Source organism: Thalassotalea euphylliae, from assembly GCF_003390375.1.
In the GTDB taxonomy this organism is placed as follows: domain Bacteria; phylum Pseudomonadota; class Gammaproteobacteria; order Enterobacterales; family Alteromonadaceae; genus Thalassotalea_F; species Thalassotalea_F euphylliae_A.
Map to the genome: position 1 here is coordinate 409,979 of NZ_QUOT01000001.1, position 25,941 is coordinate 435,919.

Here is a 25,941-nt window from a genome sequence, read left to right on the forward strand (position 1 = left end):
AACTAATAAACACCTAATAAATAGCTAACCACAACAACAGTGACACCAAGGAATAGACATGGAACAAAACACCTATACTGCAATAAAGCTCATCGCTAGACCAACAGGTGGCCCAATTACACAAGACTTGTTTGATGTAGTGCAATTGCCAAAGCCAGCGCTTGAAGATGGTGAGTTTTTAATTCAGCAAACCTACACCTCTCTAGACCCTGCAATGTTCGGTTGGATGAGCCCTGACACCAACAGCTATATTCCGCCTGTTGCACTAGGTGATGTAATGCGCAGTGGTGGCATTGGTAAAGTGATAGAAAGCAAACATCCAAGCTTTCAAGTTGGCGATCGCGTCACAGGCTTATTGGGTTGGGCAGAGCTCATAAAATCAGATGGCAAAGGCATTAATAAAGTTGAAAACGACCTCCCCGATGAAGCAATATTGTCGATTTTTGCCTTGCCAGGCTTAACCGCAACGCAGGGGTTATACGCAATTGGCAAACCTCAAAAAGGCGAAACTTTAGTTGTTACCGGTGCCGCGGGTTCTGTTGGCTCGCTAGTAGGTCAGCTCGCCAAAGCAGACGGCCTTAATGTTATCGGTGTTGTTGGTAGTGAAGACAAAGCCAAATGGATCACACAAGAGTTAGGTTTTGATGGCGCCATTAATTACAAAACGGATGATTTAGCGGCAAAACTAGATGAACTTGCCCCCAATGGTATTGATGTGTTTTTTGAAAATACTGGTGGGCCGATTCAAGAAAAAATCTACTATCGTATGAATGTGCATGGTCGAATCGCCGTATGTGGCATGATTGCCGACTATGCAACGATGACACCACCGCCTGGCCCTAACTGGATCCAAATGATCAAAAAACGCTTAACAGTACAAGGTTTTGCAATGCCAGATCATTATGGTGAAATTCCACAGCTATTCCAAAAATTAGCGCCTTACGTAATGCAAGGTAAAATAAAATACCGCGCGCATGTTCTTGATGGTTTGCCGTCTGCTATTGAAGGGCTAAATCTATTTTTTACCGGCGGTAACAAAGGTAAGCTAATGGTTAAGCTGTAAACACTAATCAAATTAACCCCACAGACCAGAACAAGAACTGTAACTAGAATAAATACAAGAACAACAAAGGAAAACACCATGAAATTTGTGCACACATTTCTCAAAACGGCAATTGCAGGTATTCTAAGTACTGCAGCCTTACTAGGCTCATTAAATGCCTACGCTGATCACAAGGCAGATCATAAAAACCAACAAAATCAATTAACATTCGATGAGAGCAGCTTTAGCTGTTTGGCAAAGATGACACCAGTGCGCGGGTTTTTCGTTGATAATTTACTTCCCAACAAATTAAAAGATACCGTCGCAATTGCTGAACAAGGCAAAGGTACATACCCTGCGGGCTCTGTTGTTCAGTTAGTGCCCAGTGAAGTGATGATTAAGCACCCGAAAGGCACGAACCCTACTACTAACGACTGGGAGTTTATCGAGCTAGCCGTTTCTTCAGAAGGTAACAAGTTTACCGCTCGCGGATTTGACGACGTTAAAAATAAATTTGGTGGAAATTGCTTAGATTGTCACAAAAAAGCGAAACCAGAATTTGATTTAATATGTGAAACGGGACATGGCTGTGACCCAATACCAATCACTCGCCCAATGATAGATGTGATTCAAAAAACTGACCCAAGATGTAAAGACAAGCCACCACTTAACGCTGACGAGCTAGCCATTTTAAAACAGTTAAAAGCCATGCTAGGCGGAGCATAGCAACTCGGTAACTAAGAGCCCAGCGACAAGCTGGGCTTTTTAATTTGTTATTCCTTTCGCCGCTATCTACCGCAATTTACAGTTAAGGCGACTTAGATAAGGCTTAGATCAGTATAAAATCGAAGCTTTTCCTGAATGTATCAAAGGCGTGTCTTAGCCATGCGCTAGTACTGGTAGACAAAACCTATGCTGGCATCAGCTTTACCACTGAGTAAACTCAAATAGCATTCGTTTAGTTGTTCAAAATTCATGATTTCTTGAACCTTAATATGCTGTTTTATTTCTTCGATAAACAGATTCATTGATTGTGCTATTTGCACAGTGAGTTGGGCGCCGCCGATTGTTTTACTTTTTACCTTTATTTGTGCTGGTGCAAAAAACATTTCTGGCTTAGCACCAGGTAAAGAAACATTATTCGCGGTGTTTGTTGATAGGTCGCCAATATGTGTCGCGCCAACACTGCAAGAATAGACTAAGTTCTCTGCAAAATGGTTATGCACGCTCGCCAACACCGTCTGGCTGCCGGCCATATCGACAAAAATGCTAGCTTTGCGATTGTCTAGTTTGGCTATTTCATCATAACTTATCACTTCATCGTATAGGCCAGTTGATGTCACAAACTCTACCCGTGACGATGACGTTAGTCCAACCAGTTTAACTGCTTTACCGTTGGCACGCTGACGACTAGCAAACGCAAGTGCCATGCTCGTTTTACTCGATGCGCTCGAAATAACATACTGACTTGCACCAAAGAAGTTATGATCGGCCATAAAATCATCAATAAGCCATGAAGTTGTGTACAAGCCTTTCACTAATAATTGATAAGACTCTGTAGACTCGTTATAAAAAGGATTCTTGGCTACTCGCTCGTAGTTAGCGTAAACACTAGAAAGCTGATGTCGATGCCTCGCAGTGTCACTAAAGCCAAACGGGGTGATTTGGCCAGCTTGGATCACAAGTGACTTCGTCATCGGAAAAAAGCCAAACACTCGTTCGCCTACTGATATTTCATCATTGTTCGACTCAACAACTGTGGCAAAGGCCATCACAGGTATTCTGCCCCACTTTTCCTGTTCTTCGCCTGCGGGAAAAAATCGCCAATAACCCAATAGCTCGCCTGCTACGCCATAGGTAACGTTGTTTGCTGTTAACGCAAATTTATCAACTGCTAACCGAATTTGTCCTGATTGCAACGTTAATTTAGGTTCAGAAACAACACGCGTTTTTGCAAGGTTTAGCTTGTTTATTTCTAATACTGATTGGTGCTGTTGAGTATCCATAAATGCATGATCCTTTCGGTAATTATCCTATTTCTCTGTTTTTAACCGACTGTTAGCATTGAGCTGTGTTTGTCACAAAATCACCAATCGCTTTAGTTATCGCGTCTGGCTGTTCATGCTGTAACCAATGGCTATTGTCAGGGAATTGCTTAATTGTTAAGTCTTGTACATAGTCTTCTAAGCCGTCTAGGCACTCGATAACAAATGCTTGGTCTTGTGCTCCCCAAAGCACCAGCGTCGGTACTTTTATCAATATTTTAGGGATAGTAATTGCTTCTAATGCCGTTAATGGTGATTCAGCTTTATCGGTAGAAGCACCTTGGGATTGCGTATTGTTATTTCTGGTACGAACTGCGAGCTGAGGCATAGCCCTGTAGTATTGCAACATACCGTTAATCGCGCCGGGTCGTTGCCAAACCGCTACATATTCATTTCTTAACTTATCTGTGACGAGATCTTTTGCAAGTCCCTTCATAATTTGATCAAACAAGTAGCTAAATTGGTTTTCGGATAACAAGTTTTCGGCTTGAGGAGAGATAAGTTGGTGGATGTAGCCACTACGCAAGCGTTGCTCGGCATTATATTTCATCTCTCTGGTAAATGTGCTCGGGTGTGCTGCATTTAAAATAATAAGCTTTTTCACTAGCTGTTGATTAAAGGCAACAAGTGGCCAAGCAATGGCTCCCCCCAGTCATGGGCCACAAGATAAACAGGCTGGTTATGCGACACTTGCGCGATAAACTCACTTAACACCTTAATCAAATTTTCAATTTTATAAAAAGCTTTATCACTCGGTTTATCACTCAGATTGTAGCCGGGTAAATCAGGCGCAATCGTATGATACGACTTCCCGAGTAAAACGAGCTGATGTCGCCACGTTCCCCAATACTCTGGAAAGCCATGCAGAAAAACGATAACGCCATTTTCACTGTGGTGAACGCCACTTTGCGCATAGTGTATTTTTATGCCTGAAACGTTTGCATAGCTATGTGTTATCTGTGCATTTTTTAAATGTTCATCCGCACTGTTCTTCATTTGTTATCTGCTATGTTTTTTCGTGTAAATAATGGCGGTTTATCGTCCATGCGGATTAACTAAGTAAAAAACTGAACTGCATCGTCAGTGCTAGCGCGATCTGTTCTAGCTTGATTCGCCTTTGCATCAGCTTTTGCATAGCCAAAAGACATACCAAATAAAATGCCTCGCTCTTCAGGTATTCCCAGCAGTTCTTTTACAGGGTCTGGGAACTGCCCTAACGCGCCTTGCATACAATTTTGAATACCGTGTTCAGCAAGAATTAACGACAGCGTTTGCGCATAAATACCTAAATCAACCGCCCCCATAATATCTAGATATTTGTCCATAGTGAAAAACGCCGCATGTGGTGCGCCGAAAAACTGCCAATTGTTTGCCATCGCCATTTGGCGTGCTTTTTTATCCTCGCGCGCAATTCCTAGCGCTGAATACAACGCATTAGCAGAGCCAAATTGACGTTCGCGATGAATGCCTTGATATTGTGGCATCCAGTTAAACTCTGGATTGGGTTTGGCGCCACTCATTAACGTAGTCATAAATTTATCGCGCAGTGTCGCTAGCGTATTACCTGAAACGACACATACCTGCCATGGCTGAACATTGCAATTAGACGGTGCCTGCTGTGCTTTGGTAAAAATTTGCTCAAGTAATTCACTGTCGACAGGCGTGCTTTCAAACGCTCTAACTGAATATCGATTTGCTAAAATCTCGCATACACTGGTAATGTCTGACATCTTTTTTCCTTTTTTCCATTTTTTATTATGATGCGCTTCTGTTTTACTTATAACGGTCTGAATAACTGACTAATAAAGTAACGGATCAATAACGTTTATAACACACTGTTTTCTATTCTATTCACTATAAATACAAAATGGCGTGACTCAATAGTTAATAAAATTATTAATATTAAGCAACACACCACATCGATAATGCTCGTAAGCACTTTTGTAAGCTTTGAGGCAATAGTTAAACGGTTTTAGAGATCAAGCGATAAAAGACGCTGGGGACTTCTTTTACCCCCTGCATCTCTAAAACCGAGCCGTTAAAACCGTTTTTTCAAGGTGATACCGTATGTTGCAGGATCTGACACATAGGCATTTAATTTGCCGTCTTGAATCGGTACATTAAAATTCGTTCGATTAATGTATTCCTCATCCAGAATATTTCGCCCCCAAAGTATTACGTCTAGATCTAATTCCTCAAATTTGACAAATATACGAGCATTCAACAAATTGTAAGCATCTTGTTCTGCATACGGGTCGTTACTCGCATCAAGCACCATATCACCTGTATGGCTATAGTCGGCTTGAATATACGAATAAATGCCGTCAGCTAAGTTAAACTCTTTTTTAATGCTTAAAATTGCAAAGTCTTCTGGTTCTCCGCCCGGTCTGTCACCTGTTCGGTTACAGAACGGGTTTGGATTCGCGGGATCTGTGCTTTCTTGCCCCGGATCAACGATACCTGTGTGCCATGTAAAGGCGTTCCAACAGTTACCGCGTTCAAAACTTTTATATTCTGAATTGACCAGCGCGTATGCGAAATTAACCTCAATGCTCTCAGTTGGATACCAAGTTGCCTCTAACTCAAAACCAGATATTTCATAGTCACCCGCATTTTGCAGGTTAAATCCGTTACCGGTAAATGTATTGGCTTGGAAATCGTCAACTGTGGTGTAATGGGCCGCTGCATTGATGCGCAAATCTTGATTGGCAAAATCTTTCTTTAAGCCAATTTCTATCGACTCTGAGGCCTCTGCCTCAAAAATGGGATCAACGCCCGGCGCAATGCGATCGGTATTAGTCCCTCCTGACTTGTAGCCTGTACCATAAGACACATAAGCCATAGAGTACTTATCAAATTGATAACTAAGCTTAACCGTGCCCGTAAATTGGTCATCATCAAGCGTTTCGATAATGTCTTCGCGAGTAGATGTTGTCGGCCCTAATGCCTGAAAACCCCACCCTGGCGTTTGAAATGGAACAAAAGCTTGTAGCGCAGCCTGCCCCTGTGGCGAAGTAATATCTATTTGCCCTGCACCAATTCCTTGTAATATTGCGCCAGCAACACCTGCCCCATAAATAAGCGTGCCAGGTACTATGGTGGCAGGATCGCTCGGGTCACCAATGCTATTGAAGAAAGGTACAAAACTTGAGCCATCAGAGAAGTTCTCACTAAATACCGTGGACAAATCTTTACTTTCATCCGTGTACCTAACACCGGCTGTTAGCGTAAGTTTGTCGGTTAGTGAAAAGTCGAACTGAGTAAATAACGCATAACTTTCATGTTCTTGGGTGGCGACATGATCAAAACCTACGCCTCCGGGCGCTGCTTGAGCTGTTGGTGCAATTAAGCCACCTGTCGCGGCACTGAGTTGGTCAATACCATTTAACAAAGGATCTAATGCCCCTTGAAAATTCGCCATGAAAAACGTGTTAAATAAATCGTCGGTATACAAGCTGTAATTTAGGTCAATATCTTGTGTGAAGTAGTAAAAACCTAAAATATAATCAAGTGATTCACCCGAGTACGTCAGGCGTAGTTCCTGAGAGAATGAATCTTGCTCTGCATCATTGATGGTGCCGAATAAGTCAGCATCGGTAAAGTCACTATCAATATTGTCGTAGGCCTCAAAGCTGCGATATGCAGAAATAGCCGTCAGAGTATATTGATCGTTTAGATCCCAGTTTATTTCCGCCGACAAACCTTTGTCTGTCATTTGCGACTTAGGTAGGAAGGAAACTGCAACTTGGCGATCATAAAATTGATCATCTCGAAATACGGTTGCATTAAATGGCGGCTGACTCAAAAACGCATCGCTGCCGAATTTTCCCAGTATTTCACGAGCCTGAAAATTAGACACTTGCGTTGGTGCCGCACAGCAGATTTCATCAATTTCACCCTGATCAGCGATAATGCGAAGTTCAAAGGAGTCACTTGGGGTAAACAGCATTTGTAAACGTGCGCCCCAGCGATCGCGATCGTTTAAAATATCTTCACCAAAATTTACATCATCAACAATGCCGTCGCGCTGGCTAGTAAAGCCCGTTACACGAAATGCGAGAATATCGTCAATAGCTGATAACGACATGGCGCCAGCGACATTCAGTAAACCAAAATTACCAGCGGTTAATTCAACAAATCCATCGTCACCATCGTGGCTTGGCTTAACTGTGCGCACTAACACCGCGCCTGAAGGTGTATTTTTACCAAATAAAGTGCCCTGCGGGCCGCGCAGCACCTCAATACCTTCGACATCGATAAGGTTATTAATCATCGAGTTTTGACGAGCGCGATAAACGCCATCAACATATAAACCGACCGATGACTCTAACCCGTAGTTTTGTGATGAAGTACCAACACCGCGAATAGAAAAGCTAGATTGAGTGGCATTTTGTGCTTGAAACGCCCCCAGCCCTGGCACAGATTTTTGTAAATCGAACAGATCTTTAATAACAGCCTCTGCCATTTCCTCACCGCTAAAGGCCGTCATCGCAATAGGTACTTCTTGTTGATTTTGTACTCGTTTTTGCGCAGTTACGGTAATACGCTCTAGAAAAGACTCATCGACTGTTTGTTGTTCTGACTGAGCTTGTTGCGCAATAATACTGGGCGACGTCAAATACACCGACGCTATAACAGCCAACGAAATTTTATTGCGCTTGAACTGACTTGTTTTCATGTGCTTCTCCCCAAAAGCAAATAGCAAATTATTATTGTTATTAGCAGCCGTTTACGGCCTTATTTTTGTTGTTTTCAATTGCTAATTTGTTAAGTGGTCGAGCCAGTGTCAACTATTCAAATAGAGCGCAAACTCTACTCCAGATGCTAATTATGGCTGGGAGATATAAGACTTAAGCTGTTTGTGACAAATACTGGGCGTTATAGACTATTTAACAACCAAAAACAAAAGGGCATAAACTATTAACATGTTCATAATTCATCATATTTTTAATAAATCATATTAATAGTTTAATTTAAATTTAGTGCATAAAGATGAAGGCGTTGTGGATTAGATTTTAAAAAACCTATCTATTTCAATATCGCGACATTTGCTACACTGCGCGAAAAACTTTAAGAGCAATACAAATGATCCCTTTAGGTACGTATCAACACTTTAAAGGTAATAAATACCAAGTCATCCAAGTGGCTCGGCACAGCGAAACTGAAGAATGGATGGTGGTTTACTACCCACTTTATGGCAGCATTGAACAAACAGGAACGCCTGAGTTTTGGGTTCGACCACTGGCTATGTTCGATGAAACCATAGAACGAGACGGTAAAACGATGAAAAGATTTAGCTTTGTTCAAGACGAATAGCTTAGCCTAGTAGTTAATCATGCCTAGTGGGTAATCATGTTAACCAAGCTCATCAACTGTTAGTACTAGCTTGCCGATGTTGGCATTGTTAGACATTCTTTGATGAACCCGCTCTGCATCTTGCCACGAGTAACACGTATCAATCACAGGTTTTATTGCGCCATTTTGCAGATACAGCTCATCACTAAAATCGCTAACAAATTGGTTAACAAGCGCGGCTTTATATTGATCAGTACGGCTACGCAAGGTGCTAGCCGTTATGCTGATACGATTTTGTAGCATACGTGCAACATCGAGCTGTTCTGCATATCGGCCACCAAGTATCGCTAATATAACGATACGCGAGTCTAACGCAGCAACTTTTAAATTTTGGTTTACATAATTACCGGCAACAACATCCAAAATGACATCAAACGCTATATCCGCTTGTTTCGCCCAGTCTACAAACGATGAACTCTTATAGTTAATCGCGACATCTGCCCCTAATTCTCTACACGCGTTGGCTTTTTCATCGCTACCGACCGTTACAGAGACAAAACAACCTCTGGCTTTTGCCAATTGAATAGCTGCACTGCCGACACCACTTGCGCCAGCATGAATGAGCAACTTATCTTTCTGGTTTAACTGGCTAATAGTAAACAACGCTTGATAAGCGGTTAAATAGGTTTCTGCTAACGCTGCGCCTTGCTCAAATGAATAGCTGTCTGGCAATTTAATCAGGTGATCCGTTTCAATAACCGCATATTGCGCATAACCTCCACCGGCAACAATAGAACAAACGCGATCACCGATTTGAAATTGCCCGGTATTGTCAGCAATAATTTCGCCGGCGACTTCTATTCCTAAGATTTCTGATTCACCAGCTGGTGGTGGATAAAGCCCTGCTCGTTGCAGTAAATCTGCGCGATTAATACCAATGGCTTTAACTTTAACTAAACATTGTGACTGACTAGGCTCTGGGATAGTGGTTTGGCTAAACGTTAGGGTGTCGTTTTTTACATCAATAAAATACATGTTTTTTTTGGAAGTCGTCATTTAGCTAAGCTACTAATTAAAAAGTAAAAAGAAATTAAAGACGAGTTTATCGGCAGAGATTACGACAGACAAGCCAAGAACTGGTTTAAGTAATTAACCTGTTAACTATTTACCCGTCAGCCTTTACCTGTTAACCAATAGAAAAATGATTAAGAGACTGATATTCAACTTGATTATGAGTCACATTGGCAACCTCAGCCTGACTCGGCCCTTCTTTAAGCCATTCAAGCATTTTATTGACGTTATCTTCCTCGCCGCACACAAGCACTTGTACATCACCATCTGCCAAGTTTTTTGCATAGCCGCTAAGTTGCAAATCTATCGCCATTTGCTGGCATGACGCACGAAAATACACCCCTTGTACTTTGCCGCTAACATTTGCAAGACAACATATCGCCATATTTATACTCCTTTGATTGCACAGGCAAACGGCTTTCACTACAATCTGCCCAATTTTGTTTTCTCTAAGTATAGGCATATGTCAGCAAGAATTTATTTAAATGTTGGTCGTGAAAAATCTTTACGCCGCAAACACCCTTGGGTGTTCTCAAAAGCCGTGAATAAAGTTAAGGGTAAACCTATGCTTGGTGAGACTGTTGATGTATTTGACAGTAAAGACAACTGGTTAGCACGCGGCGCATATTCACCTGAATCTCAAATGCGAGTTCGCGTCTGGACCTTTGATCAAAACGAAAATATTGATCGTGACTTTTTCAAACGCAAACTCGAACAAGCTCAAAGCCGGCGTGATTGGTTTATCGAACAAGGCAAGCTAACGGGGTATCGCCTTATTGCAGGTGAGTCTGACGGTATGCCCGGTATTACCATTGATAAATACGACGATATTATTGTTTGTCAGTTACTTTCAGCAGGTGCAGAGTTTCATCGTCATACTTTAGTTGATGTATTAACAGAACTTTATCCTGACTGCGGTGTTTACGAACGCTCTGACGTTGACGTACGTAAAAAAGAAGGTTTGGAAAAACAAGTGGGTTGGCTAGCTAATGAAAAATCGTCAACCGAGCGCGTTATTTGTGAGCACGGCATTAACATTATTGTGGATGTTGCTACGGGCCATAAAACAGGTTTTTATCTTGATCAACGCGATTCTCGATTAGCAGCTGGAAAATACGCAAAAGACAAAAACATTCTCAATTGCTTTTCTTACACAGGTACATTTTCACTTCATTGCGCGGCGGCAGGTGCGGCTTCAGTAACTAATGTTGATGTATCACAAGCAGCGTTAGATATTGCTCAGCGTAACTTAGCTGAAAACAACCTTGAAAATGCGCCAGTAGAATTTGTTAAAGAAGATGTATTTAAACTGCTGCGCAAATATAAAGCAGACGGTGTTCGTTTTGACATGATTATCATGGATCCACCAAAATTTGTTGAAAACAAAGCGCAACTAACTAGTGCTTGTCGTGGCTACAAAGATATCAACATGTTGGCGATGCAATTACTGAATCCTGGCGGTTTATTACTTACTTTTAGCTGCTCTGGCCTACTTGATGCTCCACTATTTCAGAAAGTTGTTGCTGATGCCGCACTAGATGCTGGCAAGTCTTGCCACTTTGTTGAACGTTTGCACCAAGCTGCAGATCATCCAATTTCAAGCAACTACCCTGAGGGTTACTACTTAAAAGGCTTTGTTTGCCAAATTAACTAAATAACAAAATAACATCATCAACAAAGGGGCTAGTTAACTAGCCCCTTTTAGTTGTAGTGCTTATTGTGAGTATTTATTGGTTAATCTTTTTCGCAAAATCTAAGGTGTGGGTGGAGGGTTCAATGGCGGTGGTAACACATCCGCTGAATTTACGGGAATTTTAAGCCCTGTGTTGGCATCATAAGGAAAGCCTGTCGGAATAATGTGAACGCCAACAGGACAGCTGATCAACGCAGCTATACCAAGCACCATTCCTTCGCCACCTGCACCATAACCACCTACTGATATCGCTTTGCAGCCTACCGTTTGACTGCGATTTATAGCCAGTTGTAATTCTTGGGCCGCTTCAACGCCACCAGCATTAGATTCACCAACAATGACAAAACTCTTAGTTGGTGCATTAGAGACAGGCGTGTGTTGACAGCCTGCTAGTGATATCGCAAATGCGAGTACCAAAGAAAATGTCAATAATCTACTCATCTAGCTCTCCTTGGGTTCTTACTAAGCTTTAGTTAGTTAATATTGACTTGTTTAACAACAAGATATTTATTCCTCCCGTATCTAGTGGCTAGTCTATTAACTGTAGACTGTTAAACATTAGGTTCAAGTTATGTTTATTAGGCTGCACTTTAATTAGCGATTGTAGTTAATATTAATAACTAAACTGGCGCTCGCAAGGCACTCCATCTCTATCACCATCCATTTTTGTATTGGGGCAGTTGTTGAGAAAAACTCTGCTTCTTCACTAGAACTCATTTGGCTGCAATGTTGGCGATCATCACAGAAAAAATAAAATTTAAAAATTGTGAAACTTTTTTGCCTAACACCCTATCTACACCATCAATCATAATAACAGCTCGCTGCTGAATTTTTGCCACACAAGCAGTGTTCTTTGAACGTTAAAAAATCATTTTTTAACTATTTTTTAACATACCCAGTGCCCATTCTTAAAGTTTGTTACACCTTGAGTTACAAACTCTCTATTTCTACGGGTAATCCCTTAGCTTTATTCAGTATTTCTACGGGTTAACAGAAGTTCTCACTTCAAGTATTTTTGCCGTCGGTTTTTCGGCTGCAAAGTTCTCACGTCGAGCGCACATTCATCAGCCGAATTTAGTTACACAATAAAGGTAGTATTATGAAGATGTCTTTGGTCTCAGTAGCAGTGTGCGCAACACTTGCTAGTGCTCCATCATTCGCTGAATACAGTGTAGAAATAAACGAAGATCACAAACTGTCATTTGGCGGCTATTTTAAAGCAGACTTTAGAAACGTAAACGGAGATCTTGCCTACCGAGATTTTTGGACAGGAAATAACATCGTCAAGCCTGACACTAACGAAACCCGTTTTAACGTAAGAGAGTCACGCTTTAATATCAAATATCAAAACGCTGCAGTTAAAGCTGTTTTAGAGTGGGATTTTTACGATGATCAAAACCCAAGCGGCTCAACCGAAACCGTAACAGGCGGCCATTCTCTTCGCTTACGTCACGCTTATATCGATTATGACAAATGGCGTGTTGGCCAAACGTGGTCAACCTTTATGCCATTGGTATCAATCGCGGATGCGCTTGATTTTGGTGGCGCACATGTTGGTCAAACATTTATTCGTCAAAGCCAAGTACGTTATACAACCGGTGGCTTAGAAGTTGCGCTTGAAAATCCGTCAACACAATCAGGCATTAGCCAATCTGTGCCTGATGTTGTTGCTCGCTACACAGTAAAAGGCGACTGGGGTCAAATGGCAGTTGCTGGCTTAATGCGTACCTTGGACAACGGCGATGACGCTGCAGCCGCTGACGGCAGCCAGTTTGCTTACAACATCCATGGTCGTATTAAAACATTTGGTAAAGATGATTTCCGCTTTTCATACAATGACGGTCGCTCAGGTCGATATGTTAGCCCTGGCGCCAACATTAATGATCTTGCTAAAGATGGTGATATCCACAAAACGCAAGCATACACCCTAGCCTACCGTCACTTCTGGACAGAAACATGGCGTTCAAGCCTTTATTACGGCGATGTAAAAATTGACGAGTTAGATGTTGAACGTAACCACTGGGGTCTGAACTTGATCAAAAATATCACTCAACACTTTAGTGTCGGTGGTGAAGTTGGTCGCTACCAAACAGAATCTGCAGAGTCAGATTACTTCCAAGTTTCAGCAAAATATATCCTCTAACAGGGATTTTTAAAAAAGTGCCGCCTTTAGCGGCACTTTATTTTATCAAACTAGCGTTTCAAGCGACTCAGGAGAACTGCAATGAATCTTAGTATTAAAGCAAAAATGATTTTGCTTACCACAGCTGCCCTAGCAATTATCGGCGGTATTTCTATTATAGAAACAATTCTTACCAAGAATATTGTGCTAGCAACTGAGTCAGAAAATGTTGGTAGCGCCGTTGAAAAAACACTTAAGGAAAACCTGCAAGCACAAATTGATACGGTTACCCTTTCAGCCGACTTGTTCTATCAACAAGCACATAAAGACAGGGTAAAAGAAGAACTTGCTGAAGAGCTTACGGTTATTTACCAAACCATCGCCGCAATTTATAAAAACACCGAGTCTAAATCAGCCTCAAAAGCTCATATCCATGCTTTTTTAAATAATTATACTTGGGGTAACAACCGCTATGTCTTTAGTTACAATAAAGACTCGATCAACTATGTTACCCACACGTTAAAGCCTTCACTTATCGGCACATCAGCAAAAGATTCGCAAGATAAAAACGGCGTATTTTATGCGAGAAATATCGTTAATGCTGGCACTTCTAACGACGTCGGATTTACAGAGTATGCATTTGTAAACCCGAATACAGATCAGGTAGAAAACAAACTTACTGCCGCAAAATTATTCGAGCCGCTTAATATCGTTATTGCTACCGGCGAATACATTTCTAGTTTACAAGCCGACAAGCAGGCGCAAGCGCTTGCAATGATCACTAAAGCTAAGTTTGGTAAAAATGGTTACTTCTGGGTACAAAACAGCGAAGGTGTTCTATTAGCGCACCCAAAAGCATCGATTGTAGGTACAAGTATTGAGAACACGATTAAAGTTGCTAATCAACTTAGTAGCCAAAATGATGCCTTTGTGGATATGGCATTTAACAACCCGGCAACTAACCAAACTGAAAACAAAATTGCTTACGCTCGTAAAGTGTTTCCTGATTGGGGTTGGACAATCGCTACCGGCGCCTATGAAACTGATATTATTGAAGCGCAAAACCAACTAACCACAGCAACCAAAGACATTTTTGAACATCAAACGATTCAAAATATTGTGTTTTTGGTTATTACAACGGCAGTAGTTATTGGCTTATTCCTCTACTTTATTAATCGCATTACCCATCGTTTATCTGTACTTAACGAACGTATTACTAGCCTTTCAAGTGGCGAAGCCGATTTGCGCTCACGATTAGAAATTACCGGTCACGATGAAATTACCGACATCGCAAAATCAGTCAATAATTTTATCGCTTACCTGCAAAACATGCTTAAAGAGCTAGCTTCATCTTCTGGTCACATTACTCAAAATATCGGCAGCCTAACAACACAGTCTGAGCAAAATCATACAGCATTAAACAATCATGCGAATGAAACCGAGCAAGTTGTTACTGCCATTACTGAAATGAGTGCTACCGCTAACAGTGTTGCTGACAGCGCGAATCAGTCTGCCCATAGCACGAACCAAGCTGAGCAAGAAGCCAACGAAGCACAACAGCTAGTCAAATCAACAACCGCAAGTGTTGATAAGCTAAAAGGTGAAATTGAACAAGCAGCAGATAACATTAACACTATGAATGACAATACTCAGGAAATCGTTAATGTGTTAGGTGTTATTGGTGAAATTGCTGACCAGACTAACCTGTTAGCACTTAACGCAGCAATAGAAGCTGCACGTGCTGGTGAACAAGGTCGCGGCTTTGCTGTTGTGGCCGATGAAGTTCGCGCCCTTGCCTCTCGCACACAAACCAGTACTGAAGAAATTAGCCATATTTTGGCTAAGGTACAAAATGATGCAGCCAACGCCGTTGCGGCAATGGAAGCGACACAAGCGAGCTGCCAATTAGCCTCTGATAACACTGAGCAGGTATCTACTAGCTTATCTACTATGACCAACGCCATTGTTCATATCAATGACTTAAACAATCAAATCGCGACCGCTGCAGAACAACAAAGCGCAGTAACTGAAGAAGTCAGCCAGAATATGAATAATATTCAAGTTGTTGTGAATGATTTATCGCAAGGTGGTGAACAAACTATGGCGAGCAGCCGCGAGCTGGCAACAACCAATGAGCAACTTTCTGGGCTGATAAATCAGTTTAAAGTTTAACGCTGTTATGTAAGATACGTTGATTTGAATAACGACTAGGCAGGCAGTGCCTTGGTAACGCTGTGGCACTACTCTGATACTTTTCTGGAAATGTTAGGGCTTGGTCGTTATTTAAAACGTTAACAAGCCTATTTTACAAACTCAACTAACACTAATTTATGGATTAGAAAAACCTCAGCGACACCGCGGAAGCGAAAGCTATTTATCTAGCCCATAGTCAATTGCATATCGCACGAGCCCAATGGTTGACTCTATTCCTAATTTCTTTTTGATATTACGCTTGTGTGTTTCTACAGTGCGAGCGCTAATATTTAACTCTTGTGCAATTCTTTTGTCGTTTAATCCTTGCGATACTAAACGCAATATTAAATGCTCGCGGCGTGTGAGTGACACTCTTTGATCACTAGTTAATTCTTGCGAGAGAATATCGGTAACCTCGGCGCTAAAATATGACTTACCACTCGCAACTTTTTTGATTGCGGAAATAAGCTCATCACCGGGTACATCTTTTAACACATAACCATTCGCACCATGACGCATAGCCGATAAAATATATTCTTTACTGTCATGCATGCTCAGCATGATCACTTTGCAATCAAGCTGCTGCTCTCTAATAAGTTCTAATGCATACATACCATCCATTTCAGGCATATTAATATCCATCAGTACGACATCAAATTCAAAATGTTGGAGCAAGGTTAGCGCCTGTTGCCCATTTTCAGCTTGATTAGTCACTTTAATCTCAGGATCAAGACTGAGCCTGAACATCAATCCTTCGCGAAAAATTGGATGATCGTCAACAAGTAGTACTTTAATCATGTAAATTTATTATTTTCTTAGTCCGTAAGAGAGTTAACGCCATTATTATAATGTAATTGGTGCTTCGGGATATACGCTATAATGCTTGTTTTTCCCTTCACCGAAGAAACTTCTAAACGCCCTTCATAAAAACTCATGCGCTCTTTCATATTGCGAAGGCCGATCCCCATGCTCGGCTTGTTTGAGCGTTGAATACTGTGATAATCAAAACCTTGTCCGTTATCAGTAATCTCTAAAGTAACCCAGTCTTCATCTAATGTTGACGTCACTAAAATTTCTGATGCCTTTGCGTGACGCTCAACATTAGTCATCGCTTCCTGAGCAATGCGATACAGCGCTAACTTGAGCTCTTTTGAAACTAAATTAGCAACGGCTAAACGCTCAACAACCACTTTAATCCCTGATCTTTTACTTAATTTTTGCCCCATCTCATCAAGTGCAGCACTAAGCCCATGGTCTTCCAATATTCCAGGGTGAAGCTGGTGTGAAATACTGCGGATGTCACGCATTACACTGCCCGTCAAATCAACAGCATGTTCAATATCTTTTGTAGGATCTTGCTGATGTTGGACCTTTAGTTTTATCGTTTCCATTGAATACTTTGCCGCGGCTAACGTTTGCCCAACACCATCATGTAATTCTCTTGAAAACCGTTTGCTCTCTTCCTCTTGAGTTTGAAAAATTCGCTCGTTTAACTCTCGTAGCTTTTTATCTGCTAACCGCTTTTCTCCATACCTAAAATAGTGGCTAGTAATAAACACCATGACAGTGGCTAATACACCAATAAGGAAAATGGTTTGTGATGCCGATTGAATGTGCTTGTTGACAGCTGATTCTATTTCAGTGACTTGATTGTCTATATCGTCAATATAAACGCCTGTTCCAAATACCCACTGCCACTCAGGAATTTGTTCCGAATAAGCCATTTTTTTGGCCGTTTCGCCAGTAGAAGGTTGGTTAAACACGTATTGTGAATAGCCGCCGCCATCGCGACTATTTTCTATGATTGACTGAACGATTTTCACACCATTCAGATCTTCCATCTCGTACCAGTTTTTCCCGATACGCCAATCTTGGCCAGGCAGAACAACATTTACACCGTCAAAGTCGTAAGCGAAAAAATAGCCATCCGAGCCAAACCGCATCTTGGTTAAAATTGCTTTAGCTTGCGATTGATAAACATCTTCATCTAGCGCTTTTCCTTGGTATAAATGTTCAACTGCACCTCGAGCTAATGAAACATAGTTTTTTAATTCTTCTAAGCGATGATTCACCACATTTTGACGATAGGTATTTTCCAGCTGTGTCGATAGCTCATTAAATTCCATGCGTGTCGTGTACAAGACAGTGCATAAAGCAACAAGTAGCGGAACCGTAGTAAACAATTGTAGTTTCAAATTTATATTCATTAACACGCCTAAAAGCTTAACTTGTAAAGAATGTATTTTATCCTGCGCTATTATACGTCTAAGACGATTTCACTCATAGAATTCACTCATAGAAGTTATCCGTCTAGGTGTTAATTTGTATCCATCTGTTTAACTAAATAAACAAAGCAAGCGCTGTTAACTTCTAACTTTACTCATTTTTAAACGCTTAAAACCGTCATCAAGCCATAACTGTAACAACTCTAATACCTCTATTTATGCGGCTGATATAGCCTTTTTTATTGTGCTTGCCTCTGGACTTTTAACTTTATCTAAAAGCCTTTATGTAATTTGTAAGTATACACTAACATCCATGTTGGAGTTACCAGAGTTACCAAATGTACAACTACTAGGGTTATCAGAGTTATTTGCTTATTAACCGCAGGAGTTACCGGAGTTATAATCAATTTGCCATAGAGGGTTATAAGGGTTATGGTGTGTTAAGTGGTTAAATTAAGGACAATCTAAGATGCACTACCCAGTTAAATTTGCAGGCAACCTTATGAGTGGTTATCAGGCATTGGTTCCTGATCTACCTGGCTGTGAAGTGAATTGCGAATCAATAGATCAAGGCTTAAAAAAGGTAAAAGACGCGATCACAGCTCATTTAATGATTTTGGCCGAATATGGTGAGCCAGTACCGCCAGCGAGCCAAATCGATAAATGGTTGGGCACAAAAAACGCCTCTAATGCCGAGGATGTTGGGCTAACTTGGGCAATTATCGAAATTGATGTTGCACAATATTTAGGTAAGAGTCATAAAATCAACGTGACACTGCCTGAGTTACTCATCAAGCAAATTGATGATCGAGTAAGCAAATCAGAGCAATACAAAACACGCTCAGGCTTTATTGCCCAAGCATGCTTGGCTGAACTCGCTATAAAAGATTAATGATGCAAACTACTATGACTAATTAAACCAAGCTTTTATTCTTCATGGGAACTAGCGATTTGTTCAATCAAATCTTTGTCTAGGAATTTGCTTGCTTGCTCGGCGTTTTCTACATTAGGTACTACACCAAGCAGCGGCGCATCTAAATATTGACTGAGTTCGGTTATGTTTTCTTGTTGATAATCCATTGGCACAATACAATTTGCGACCCACCCAACAACAGTTAAACCATCACGCTTGATGGCTTCATAACTAAGCAGCGCGTGATTTAAACAGCCCAGTTTCATGTTCACCACTAATATTACGTGCTGTTCAGTTTGTTTGGCAAAATCTGAAAGAAACTGACCTCCTCCCAAAGGCAACCGCCACCCGCCGGCCCCCTCAGTTAATATCACATCAGGCGCGAAACTATCTAACGATTTAAACAAGTCAGTAACCTGCACTGCGTTGATTTTTTGTCCTAGCGTCTGTGCAGCAATATGAGGTGCAATTGGCTCTTCAAATGCAACAGGGTTAACACTTTCAAGTGGTTGATTACAATTGGCCAGTTGCTGTAATTGTAATGCATCGTGATTCACTAGCTGCCCGCTAACGTTATCGCAGCCAGCTGAAATTGGTTTGAATACGGCAACTTTGCGTGCCTTAGTTAAAATATTGACAATTGCACAGGCAACTAAGGTTTTACCCGCATCGGTATCAGTTGCTGTTACGAAAAGGTGCTTTGTTTTTTTACGGGGCATTTTTTTGAGGCCTTTTTGGCGTTAGCGATTTAAAGGTACGCAAAAAGCGCTACGAATAATTTCAGGTATTTTATTTCAAAGGTTTCACGATTTGCCCTGAAAAAACACGATACGTAGCAGGGTATACACCGCTCGGCTCAACAAAGTCTTGATAAGCCTGAGTCATTCGCTGCCATTTGTCTTTGCCAGCCAAACCACGATGCTGTTTCTTAGGTACATGGTTAGCGCCTAGCCCTTTGAGCTCTCGCGCTAAATGAAGCACATTTTCATATTCCAGAATAACATCTTGCACGTGATGACATGTTAACTCCCAACCTTGGCTATCTAACGTTGAGAGAATATCGATATCTTTTTTAAAGTCGATAACGTGTTTGTCATCGTCCACTTGTGCCCAAGAAGACTTAAGTTCACTTAAGGTTTGATCAAGTAAGGTCGTAAATACAAATCTACCGCCAGGTTTGAGCACTCGCATTAACTCTTCAAATAGGTGTGCTAAGTTATCGCACCACTGAATAACGAGGTTGGAATAGATTAAATCGATGCTGTTGTCTTGAAACGGTAAGTGATAGGCATCACCCGCTACCAAATGGTCTACTTTTCGATGTGACCTTGTGTAATTGAGCATTTTATTGGAAATATCAACACCGATAACACGTTCAAAATTCCCTGATAAAAGTTCAGTAAAAAAACCTGTGCCGCAACCTAAATCAATAACGGTTAACTGCCGTTCTTGTGGTAGCCATGGCATCAAGTGTTTGCCACTATAACGCTGTAAACGCGCTGAAACATCATAAGAATTGGTCGCTAAATCAAATGATTTAGCAATTTTTATTTGGTTTAACGTATTTGGCATTACACCAATACCTCATTTAAACATTCTGCTAAGTATATGATATCCCTTTCTTTATGGTTCGCACAAATGGTTACGCGTAACCTAGATGTACCGTTCGGCACTGTCGGTGGCCGAATTGCTGTCACCCAAATTCCTTTTTGTTTTAGTTTTTCGCTCGCTGCTAAAGCTTTAGCTTCTTCTTGAACATTAATGGCATGAATTGATGATGTGGTTGGCACCAAATCTATGCTGCTATCGAGTTGGCAACTAAATAACCTTGTTAGAGTAGATAGCTTTTCTTGTCGCCAAATTTCTTTTTTTATCGTCTCTATGCTTTTTTGAGTCGCCCACGCTATTGCCGGTGAAATTGCCGTTGAATAAATATAGTGCCTTGCAAAATTAACAAAATAATCATGTAACTCTGTATCGCATGCTACAAATGCCCCACTGGTTGCAATCGCTTTACCAAATGTAGCCATCACGATATCGACATCAGCGCTCGCGATACCTTGTCCTTGTTCACCCTTGATGCCAATACTGTGAGCTTCGTCAAGGTAAATCATGGCATTTGCTTTATTCGCCAGCTGCGTTAAGGCGTCAATATCAGCTTCATCACCATCCATACTGAAAACACCTTCAGTTGCAATCAAGGTGTTTAACTCATTATTTGCCGCCGTCGTTTTCGCGAGTAATGCGGCTAGATGCTGATAATCATTATGGCGATATCGTTTTAAGCTCGCTTGAGATGATAATGCTCCATCAATAATAGATGCATGTGAGAGTTTATCCAGTAGTAACTGCACGTCTTTTTGACCTAGCGCATGCATTACAGCTTGATTTGCTGCAAATCCGCTACTAAAAAGCAAAACACGCTCTCGCCCGAGCCAATTTGCGGCTGTTTCTTCTAGTGCTTGATGAGCGTAATTGAAACCAGTGACTAGACTTGACGCACTAGCGGAAACACCGAACTTTTCAGCCCCTTCGATCATCGCCGCTTTAATATCAGGATGATTATTGAGGCCTAAATAATCGTTAGAGGAAAAGTTCAGGTATTGCTTACCATCAACAATTATCTCTCGACCACTACTACTTGCAATGCTTACTCGTTGACGATGCCGATTTAGTTGAGTTTGCTGAGCCAATTGCTCAGCAATAAATTTAAATTTCATCAATCGCGCTAATTTTTAAAACTAGCCAGCGTTATAAAACAGGTCTTGGTTTTCTTGTTCACTGATTGAGGTATGAATTTTCTTTTCATCACTGCCATCATCAACAAGCGACTCAATGGTTTCTGTATTGATGCCAAGCTTATTGAACAATGCAATATCTTGGTTCGTTTCTGGGTTCGCCGCGGTTAATAACTTACAGCCATAGAAAATAGAGTTTGCGCCAGCTAAGAAGCAAAGGGATTGCATTTGCTCGTTCATGGCTTCTCGGCCCGCCGATAATCGAACATGGCTTTTAGGCATCATAATACGCGCAACGGCAATACAGCGGATAAAATCAAATTCGTCTAAATCGGCAACATCGGCAAGTGGCGTACCGTCAATTTTTACCAACATATTAATGGGTACACTTTCTGGCTGTGGCTGCAAATTGGCCAGTTGCACTAACAGTGAGGCACGATCATTGGCCTTTTCACCTAAGCCAACAATGCCACCACTACACACTTTCATGCCGGCAGAACGAACATTGTCTAGCGTGTCTAATCTGTCTTGATAAGTGCGCGTAGTAATAATTTGATTATAGTGCTCTGGCGAAGTGTCCAAATTGTGATTGTAGTAATCTAAACCCGCTTCTTGTAGTGATTGCGCTTGGTCTTTCGACAGCATACCTAGCGTCATACAAGTTTCTAAACCCAGTGCCTTTACGCCTTTAACCATTTCGGTGACATAAGGCATGTCGCGCTCTTTGGGGTTACGCCATGCTGCCCCCATACAAAAACGCGTAGAGCCTTGCGCTTTCGCTTGTTTAGCAGCTTCCAGCACTTTCTCCACTTCCATTAAGCGTTCTTTTTCAATATCGGTTTTGTAGCGAGCACTCTGTGAACAGTATTTGCAATCTTCTGGGCATGCACCGGTTTTGATCGACAACAAGGTACTGACTTGAACTTCATTGGCATTAAAGTGCTGACGGTGCACAGTTTGTGCTTCAAACATCAAATCATTAAACGGTTTGTTAAATAATGCGTTAACTTGTTCGATTGTCCAATTGTGTCGAACCTGAGATAAATTTTCTGTCATAGTGTGCCCGTCGTTGCTGTATTGCCAGCGAATAAATTTAGGAGTAGTCTAGCCGCCAAGTAAAAGATGTCAACGCAGACCAGAACAACAAGTTAACATATGGCCATAATATATACAGATGATTTAGCGTTTGACCGCGCACATATTTGGCACCCGTATACGTCAATGACTAACCCTTTACCTAGCTTTAAGGTAAAAAGTGCCAATGGCGTGCATTTAACATTAGAAGGCGGCCAACAAGTTATCGATGGTATGTCATCTTGGTGGGCGGTTATTCACGGTTATAACCACCCTCGCCTAAATCAAGCGGTATCAAGCCAGCTAGCGCAAATGGCACATGTTATGTTCGGCGGTTTAACTCATGAACCGGCTATCGAACTTTGTAAAAAGCTAGTAACGCTATCGCCTGAAGGGCTTGAAAAAGTCTTTCTTGCTGATAGCGGCTCTATTGCGGTTGAAGTTGCGCTTAAAATGGCAATTCAGTATTGGCATAGCTTAGGTCAACCAGAAAAAAACAAATTATTAACGGTAAAAAATGGCTATCACGGTGATACCTTTGCTGCGATGGCGGTATGCGACCCAGTTAACGGTATGCACCAGCTATTTGCCAATTCCATTAACCAACATTTTTTTGCCGACGCGCCACAAACGCGCTTTGATCAAGACTGGCAACCAAACGATATCGCGCCACTAAAAGCACTATTTGAGCAACACCATCAAGAAATCGCCGCCTTTATTATTGAGCCTATTGTACAAGGTGCTGGCGGAATGCGCATTTATCACCCGCAGTATTTAGCCGAATGTCGAAAATTATGCGATGAGTACAATGTATTGATGATTATTGATGAAATTGCGACCGGCTTTGGTCGCACGGGTAAATTGTTTGCCAGCGAGTGGGCAGATGTTACGCCAGATATTATGTGCTTGGGCAAAGCATTAACGGGTGGCTATATGACATTAGCGGCAACACTGACTACTAAACACATTGCAGAAACCATCAGTAACGGCGAAGCCGGCTGTTTTATGCATGGTCCAACTTTTATGGGCAATCCACTCGCCTGCGCCGTTGCCAATGAAAGCTTAGCGATACTGATGGAAAACCAATGGCAAGATCAGGTGAGCCGTATTGAAAAAACACTCACAAGTCTGATTTCGCCTTTAGCTGAACATCATCGCGTAGCTGATGTGCGAGTTTTAGGGGCAATTGGCGTTATTGAAGCCAAGCAAGCGGTAAATATGGAAAACATCCAAGCACTATTTGTTGAACAAGGCGTGTGGATTCGCCCGTTTGGTAAACTCATTTACTTAATGCCACCTTTTGTGAGTAGTGATGAACAACTACAGCAACTTGTTTCAGCCATTGCATTGGCACTAGATAATGAACACTGCTTTCAATAGTTTTATGTTGTGTTCAATTACTAAGGATTAGTGTTCAATTGCTTAGGATGAGTAATCTTGGCTAGGAAACATCATACATTTCTAATGAAAGTTTAAAATTGGATTTAAGACTGCCAATAAGCATTAATTGCAATATAAAATACCCAAGCCGCGCAAATCACAAAAAGTAGTACGAAGTTATAAAACTTATTATCGGTAGCGCGGCGAGTGCGAAAATGACTCAAAACAATGCTACCGAGGCTTAATAACGCGGTAACCCACAATAGCACATACAAATAGTCAGTGAGTGGTGTTACCCAATAGTCTCTTACCTCAATGCCTTTATAACGGGTAATACCGTAAGAACGTTCCGGTGCTGCGTAAAATGAAACAACTAAGGCGATAGAAAATAAAAACCAGCCAATCAATGACAACCACTGTAAAATGTTAACCCAAGTGTCTTTGTTTTCTCGGCGGTCTACTTCCGGCCATTGCTTGTTTGAATCCATCTTAACTACATCCAAAATAACAACATTTTTAGTGTAAACATTCAGTTCACGAATTAATTAGCTAAATTAAGTAATTATTACTTGTTAAACGCAATAGTCACGTTAACATAATACGCCCTAAAATTATGTATTATTTATAACGAAAAACGAGGTCATTCAATGTCAGTTATTTCAATTACTGATGTCTTAGCAGGCAAATTCCCTGTTAATGAAGAGATCACTGTACACGGCTGGATCCGCACTCGCCGCGACTCAAAAGCAGGTATCTCATTTTTAGCTATTCACGATGGTTCATGTTTCGACGCCATCCAAGCTGTTGTTCCGAATGATCTGAATAATTACGATGAAGAAGTTTTAAAACTAACGACTGGTTGTTCAGTAAAAGTTACGGGCACTTTGGTAGAATCTCAAGGCCAAGGTCAAGCGTTCGAAATTCAAGCAACTGGTGTTGAAGTGCTGGGTTATGTTGAAGACCCTGACACTTACCCGATGGCTGCTAAACGTCACAGCATCGAATTCTTGCGTGAGCAAGCTCACTTGCGTGCTCGCACAAACTTAGGCGGTGCGGTAACACGTGTGCGCAACACGCTTGCACAAGCAATTCACCGCTTTTTCCACGAAAAAGGCTACTTCTGGATAGCAACGCCATTAATCACAGCAAGTGACTGTGAAGGTGCAGGTGAAATGTTCCGTGTAAGCACACTCGATATGGAAAACCTACCACGCACTGACAAAGGCGAAGTAGATTACAGCGAAGACTTCTTCGGTAAAGAAGCGTTTTTAACCGTATCTGGCCAACTAAACGTTGAAACCTACTGTAGCGCGCTTTCAAAAGTATACACTTTTGGTCCAACTTTCCGTGCTGAGAACTCAAATACGTCTCGTCACTTAGCAGAGTTTTGGATGGTTGAGCCTGAAATCGCATTTGCTGATTTATCAGATGCTGCAGATCTGGCTGAAGACATGCTGAAGTATGTACTAAAAGCATTACTTGAAGAGCGCGCTGATGATATGGCGTTTTTCCAACAACGCGTTGATAAAACCGTTATCGATCGTTTAAAGGCACTAATAAGTACCGACTTTGTACGCATGGATTACACTGACGCTATCGAGATCTTAGAAAACTGTGATAAGAAATTCGAAAACCCAGTGTCTTGGGGCATCGACTTAAACTCTGAGCACGAGCGTTACTTAGCCGAAGAACATGTTGGTGCGCCAATTATTCTGCAAAACTACCCGAAAGACATTAAAGCCTTCTACATGCGCCTTAATGAAGACGGTAAAACAGTTGCGGCGATGGATATTCTTGCGCCAGGTATTGGTGAGATTATCGGTGGTGCACAACGTGAAGAACGTTTAGATGTACTAGATGCACGTTTATCGGAAATGGACTTAGATCCAGCTGATTACAGTTGGTACCGTGATTTACGCCGCTACGGTACTGTACCACACGCAGGTTTCGGTTTAGGCTTCGAACGTTTAATCGCTTATGCAACAGGTATTGCAAACGTACGTGACGTAATTCCGTTCCCTCGTACACCAAACAACGCTGCATTCTAAGCAGAATTGTAGCGAGTTAACTAAATTAGAAAGCCCATCTAGTTGATGGGCTTTTTGTTAATTGGCTTTTTATTTTTTGCTTTGCGGTGTTTTTATTTTGGC

22 protein-coding genes and 2 pseudogenes are annotated in these 25,941 nt (G+C 41.5%); 9 read left to right on the forward strand and 15 right to left on the reverse strand.

Annotation, left to right across the window (positions count from 1 at the left end; all coding sequences use genetic code 11):
- The first annotated feature begins 58 nt into the window (after window positions 1-58).
- Window positions 59-1,063: an NADP-dependent oxidoreductase gene (locus tag DXX94_RS01825; RefSeq protein WP_116013494.1), complete on the forward strand. Its 1,005-nt coding sequence runs from the start codon at window positions 59-61 to the stop codon at window positions 1,061-1,063.
- Between the two features lie 78 nt (window positions 1,064-1,141).
- Window positions 1,142-1,768 (forward strand): hypothetical protein, encoded by a 627-nt coding sequence (locus DXX94_RS01830; protein ID WP_116013496.1) that lies wholly within the window; start codon window positions 1,142-1,144, stop codon window positions 1,766-1,768.
- 164 nt (window positions 1,769-1,932) lie between these two features.
- On the opposite strand, the gene DXX94_RS01835 is transcribed toward DXX94_RS01830, so the two are convergent.
- The 4 genes and pseudogenes from DXX94_RS01835 to DXX94_RS01850 form a co-directional block, all read right to left on the reverse strand.
- A complete protein-coding gene (locus DXX94_RS01835) occupies window positions 1,933-3,048 on the reverse strand; it encodes a DUF2855 family protein (protein WP_116013497.1) in 1,116 nt (371 codons plus the stop codon).
- A gap of 52 nt (window positions 3,049-3,100) precedes the next feature.
- Window positions 3,101-4,083 (reverse strand): annotated as a pseudogene (locus DXX94_RS19710) (alpha/beta fold hydrolase).
- Between the two features lie 59 nt (window positions 4,084-4,142).
- A complete protein-coding gene (locus tag DXX94_RS01845) occupies window positions 4,143-4,817 on the reverse strand; it encodes a nitroreductase (RefSeq protein ID WP_116013499.1) in 675 nt (224 codons plus the stop codon).
- 308 nt (window positions 4,818-5,125) lie between these two features.
- The gene (locus DXX94_RS01850) at window positions 5,126-7,765 is read right to left on the reverse strand and encodes a TonB-dependent receptor (protein WP_116013500.1); all 2,640 of its coding nucleotides are present in this window, start codon (window positions 7,763-7,765) and stop codon (window positions 5,126-5,128) included.
- A gap of 407 nt (window positions 7,766-8,172) precedes the next feature.
- Here DXX94_RS01850 and DXX94_RS01855 point away from each other — a divergent pair, with 407 nt between their 5' ends.
- Window positions 8,173-8,403: a DUF1653 domain-containing protein gene (locus tag DXX94_RS01855; RefSeq protein WP_116013502.1), complete on the forward strand. Its 231-nt coding sequence runs from the start codon at window positions 8,173-8,175 to the stop codon at window positions 8,401-8,403.
- A gap of 39 nt (window positions 8,404-8,442) precedes the next feature.
- Here DXX94_RS01855 and DXX94_RS01860 read toward each other — a convergent pair whose 3' ends face one another.
- Window positions 8,443-9,438, reverse strand: a complete 996-nt coding sequence (locus DXX94_RS01860; protein ID WP_258872072.1) for an NAD(P)H-quinone oxidoreductase — start codon at window positions 9,436-9,438, stop codon at window positions 8,443-8,445.
- 130 nt (window positions 9,439-9,568) lie between these two features.
- The gene (locus tag DXX94_RS01865; RefSeq protein ID WP_116013505.1) at window positions 9,569-9,838 is read right to left on the reverse strand and encodes an acylphosphatase; all 270 of its coding nucleotides are present in this window, start codon (window positions 9,836-9,838) and stop codon (window positions 9,569-9,571) included.
- Between the two features lie 78 nt (window positions 9,839-9,916).
- Between DXX94_RS01865 and DXX94_RS01870 the strand changes: the two genes are divergently transcribed.
- On the forward strand, window positions 9,917-11,107 hold the full coding sequence (locus tag DXX94_RS01870) for a class I SAM-dependent methyltransferase (RefSeq protein ID WP_116013506.1): 1,191 nt from the start codon (window positions 9,917-9,919) through the stop codon (window positions 11,105-11,107).
- 99 nt (window positions 11,108-11,206) lie between these two features.
- Here DXX94_RS01870 and DXX94_RS01875 read toward each other — a convergent pair whose 3' ends face one another.
- Both DXX94_RS01875 and DXX94_RS01880 read right to left on the reverse strand, forming a co-directional pair.
- Window positions 11,207-11,587 carry a hypothetical protein gene (locus tag DXX94_RS01875; protein ID WP_116013508.1) on the reverse strand — a complete coding sequence of 127 codons (381 nt, stop codon included), beginning with the start codon at window positions 11,585-11,587 and terminating at the stop codon, window positions 11,207-11,209.
- Between the two features lie 172 nt (window positions 11,588-11,759).
- Window positions 11,760-11,896 (reverse strand): annotated as a pseudogene (locus DXX94_RS01880) (excalibur calcium-binding domain-containing protein); the annotation flags it as partial.
- A gap of 349 nt (window positions 11,897-12,245) precedes the next feature.
- On the opposite strand from DXX94_RS01880, the gene DXX94_RS01885 reads away from it, so the two are divergent.
- A complete protein-coding gene (locus DXX94_RS01885) occupies window positions 12,246-13,289 on the forward strand; it encodes a DcaP family trimeric outer membrane transporter (RefSeq protein ID WP_116013509.1) in 1,044 nt (347 codons plus the stop codon).
- Window positions 13,290-13,370: 81 nt separating this feature from the next.
- Entirely contained in the window at window positions 13,371-15,440 is a 2,070-nt protein-coding gene (locus DXX94_RS01890; protein WP_116013511.1) for a methyl-accepting chemotaxis protein, read from the forward strand.
- Window positions 15,441-15,638: 198 nt separating this feature from the next.
- On the opposite strand, the gene DXX94_RS01895 is transcribed toward DXX94_RS01890, so the two are convergent.
- Both DXX94_RS01895 and DXX94_RS01900 read right to left on the reverse strand, forming a co-directional pair.
- Window positions 15,639-16,259, reverse strand: coding sequence for a response regulator (locus DXX94_RS01895; protein WP_116013513.1), 621 nt, complete (start codon window positions 16,257-16,259; stop codon window positions 15,639-15,641).
- 17 nt (window positions 16,260-16,276) lie between these two features.
- A complete protein-coding gene (locus DXX94_RS01900; protein WP_116013514.1) occupies window positions 16,277-17,668 on the reverse strand; it encodes a cache domain-containing protein in 1,392 nt (463 codons plus the stop codon).
- A 487-nt stretch (window positions 17,669-18,155) separates the two neighbouring features.
- Here DXX94_RS01900 and DXX94_RS01905 point away from each other — a divergent pair, with 487 nt between their 5' ends.
- Entirely contained in the window at window positions 18,156-18,578 is a 423-nt protein-coding gene (locus DXX94_RS01905) for a type II toxin-antitoxin system HicB family antitoxin (RefSeq protein WP_116013516.1), read from the forward strand.
- Window positions 18,579-18,613: 35 nt separating this feature from the next.
- Here the strand turns inward: DXX94_RS01905 and bioD are convergent, their stop codons facing one another.
- The 4 genes from bioD to bioB all read right to left on the reverse strand — a co-directional run bounded on the left by bioD (window position 18,614) and on the right by bioB (window position 22,393).
- Window positions 18,614-19,318, reverse strand: a complete 705-nt coding sequence (gene bioD, locus DXX94_RS01910) for a dethiobiotin synthase (protein ID WP_116013517.1) — start codon at window positions 19,316-19,318, stop codon at window positions 18,614-18,616.
- 70 nt (window positions 19,319-19,388) lie between these two features.
- Complete coding sequence (gene bioC, locus DXX94_RS01915) at window positions 19,389-20,171, reverse strand: malonyl-ACP O-methyltransferase BioC (RefSeq protein WP_116013519.1); 783 nt, start codon at window positions 20,169-20,171, stop codon at window positions 19,389-19,391.
- Window positions 20,171-21,319, reverse strand: coding sequence for an aminotransferase class I/II-fold pyridoxal phosphate-dependent enzyme (locus DXX94_RS01920; protein WP_116013521.1), 1,149 nt, complete (start codon window positions 21,317-21,319; stop codon window positions 20,171-20,173). Before DXX94_RS01920 ends, bioC begins: the two co-directional genes overlap by 1 nt.
- A 21-nt stretch (window positions 21,320-21,340) precedes the next feature.
- Window positions 21,341-22,393: a biotin synthase BioB gene (gene bioB, locus DXX94_RS01925; RefSeq protein ID WP_116013522.1), complete on the reverse strand. Its 1,053-nt coding sequence runs from the start codon at window positions 22,391-22,393 to the stop codon at window positions 21,341-21,343.
- Between the two features lie 99 nt (window positions 22,394-22,492).
- On the opposite strand from bioB, the gene bioA reads away from it, so the two are divergent.
- A complete protein-coding gene (gene bioA / locus DXX94_RS01930) occupies window positions 22,493-23,791 on the forward strand; it encodes an adenosylmethionine--8-amino-7-oxononanoate transaminase (RefSeq protein ID WP_116013524.1) in 1,299 nt (432 codons plus the stop codon).
- Between the two features lie 104 nt (window positions 23,792-23,895).
- Here bioA and DXX94_RS01935 read toward each other — a convergent pair whose 3' ends face one another.
- Window positions 23,896-24,279, reverse strand: a complete 384-nt coding sequence (locus DXX94_RS01935; protein WP_116013525.1) for a hypothetical protein — start codon at window positions 24,277-24,279, stop codon at window positions 23,896-23,898.
- Between the two features lie 159 nt (window positions 24,280-24,438).
- Here DXX94_RS01935 and asnS point away from each other — a divergent pair, with 159 nt between their 5' ends.
- On the forward strand, window positions 24,439-25,839 hold the full coding sequence (gene asnS / locus DXX94_RS01940) for an asparagine--tRNA ligase (protein ID WP_116013527.1): 1,401 nt from the start codon (window positions 24,439-24,441) through the stop codon (window positions 25,837-25,839).
- The last annotated feature ends 102 nt before the right edge of the window (window positions 25,840-25,941 follow it).

Bases quoted from the DNA above. Each gene is read 5' to 3' on its own strand.
- DXX94_RS01825 (WP_116013494.1), top strand. From the start codon at position 59: ATGGAACAAAACACCTATACTGCAATAAAGCTCATCGCTAGACCAACA.
- DXX94_RS01830 (WP_116013496.1), top strand. From the start codon at position 1,142: ATGAAATTTGTGCACACATTTCTCAAAACGGCAATTGCAGGTATTCTA.
- DXX94_RS01835 (WP_116013497.1), bottom strand. From the start codon at position 3,048: ATGGATACTCAACAGCACCAATCAGTATTAGAAATAAACAAGCTAAAC.
- DXX94_RS01845 (WP_116013499.1), bottom strand. From the start codon at position 4,817: ATGTCAGACATTACCAGTGTATGCGAGATTTTAGCAAATCGATATTCA.
- DXX94_RS01850 (WP_116013500.1), bottom strand. From the start codon at position 7,765: ATGAAAACAAGTCAGTTCAAGCGCAATAAAATTTCGTTGGCTGTTATA.
- DXX94_RS01855 (WP_116013502.1), top strand. From the start codon at position 8,173: ATGATCCCTTTAGGTACGTATCAACACTTTAAAGGTAATAAATACCAA.
- DXX94_RS01860 (WP_258872072.1), bottom strand. From the start codon at position 9,438: ATGACGACTTCCAAAAAAAACATGTATTTTATTGATGTAAAAAACGAC.
- DXX94_RS01865 (WP_116013505.1), bottom strand. From the start codon at position 9,838: ATGGCGATATGTTGTCTTGCAAATGTTAGCGGCAAAGTACAAGGGGTG.
- DXX94_RS01870 (WP_116013506.1), top strand. From the start codon at position 9,917: ATGTCAGCAAGAATTTATTTAAATGTTGGTCGTGAAAAATCTTTACGC.
- DXX94_RS01875 (WP_116013508.1), bottom strand. From the start codon at position 11,587: ATGAGTAGATTATTGACATTTTCTTTGGTACTCGCATTTGCGATATCA.
- DXX94_RS01885 (WP_116013509.1), top strand. From the start codon at position 12,246: ATGAAGATGTCTTTGGTCTCAGTAGCAGTGTGCGCAACACTTGCTAGT.
- DXX94_RS01890 (WP_116013511.1), top strand. From the start codon at position 13,371: ATGAATCTTAGTATTAAAGCAAAAATGATTTTGCTTACCACAGCTGCC.
- DXX94_RS01895 (WP_116013513.1), bottom strand. From the start codon at position 16,259: ATGATTAAAGTACTACTTGTTGACGATCATCCAATTTTTCGCGAAGGA.
- DXX94_RS01900 (WP_116013514.1), bottom strand. From the start codon at position 17,668: ATGAATATAAATTTGAAACTACAATTGTTTACTACGGTTCCGCTACTT.
- DXX94_RS01905 (WP_116013516.1), top strand. From the start codon at position 18,156: ATGCACTACCCAGTTAAATTTGCAGGCAACCTTATGAGTGGTTATCAG.
- bioD (WP_116013517.1), bottom strand. From the start codon at position 19,318: ATGCCCCGTAAAAAAACAAAGCACCTTTTCGTAACAGCAACTGATACC.
- bioC (WP_116013519.1), bottom strand. From the start codon at position 20,171: ATGCCAAATACGTTAAACCAAATAAAAATTGCTAAATCATTTGATTTA.
- DXX94_RS01920 (WP_116013521.1), bottom strand. From the start codon at position 21,319: ATGAAATTTAAATTTATTGCTGAGCAATTGGCTCAGCAAACTCAACTA.
- bioB (WP_116013522.1), bottom strand. From the start codon at position 22,393: ATGACAGAAAATTTATCTCAGGTTCGACACAATTGGACAATCGAACAA.
- bioA (WP_116013524.1), top strand. From the start codon at position 22,493: ATGGCCATAATATATACAGATGATTTAGCGTTTGACCGCGCACATATT.
- DXX94_RS01935 (WP_116013525.1), bottom strand. From the start codon at position 24,279: ATGGATTCAAACAAGCAATGGCCGGAAGTAGACCGCCGAGAAAACAAA.
- asnS (WP_116013527.1), top strand. From the start codon at position 24,439: ATGTCAGTTATTTCAATTACTGATGTCTTAGCAGGCAAATTCCCTGTT.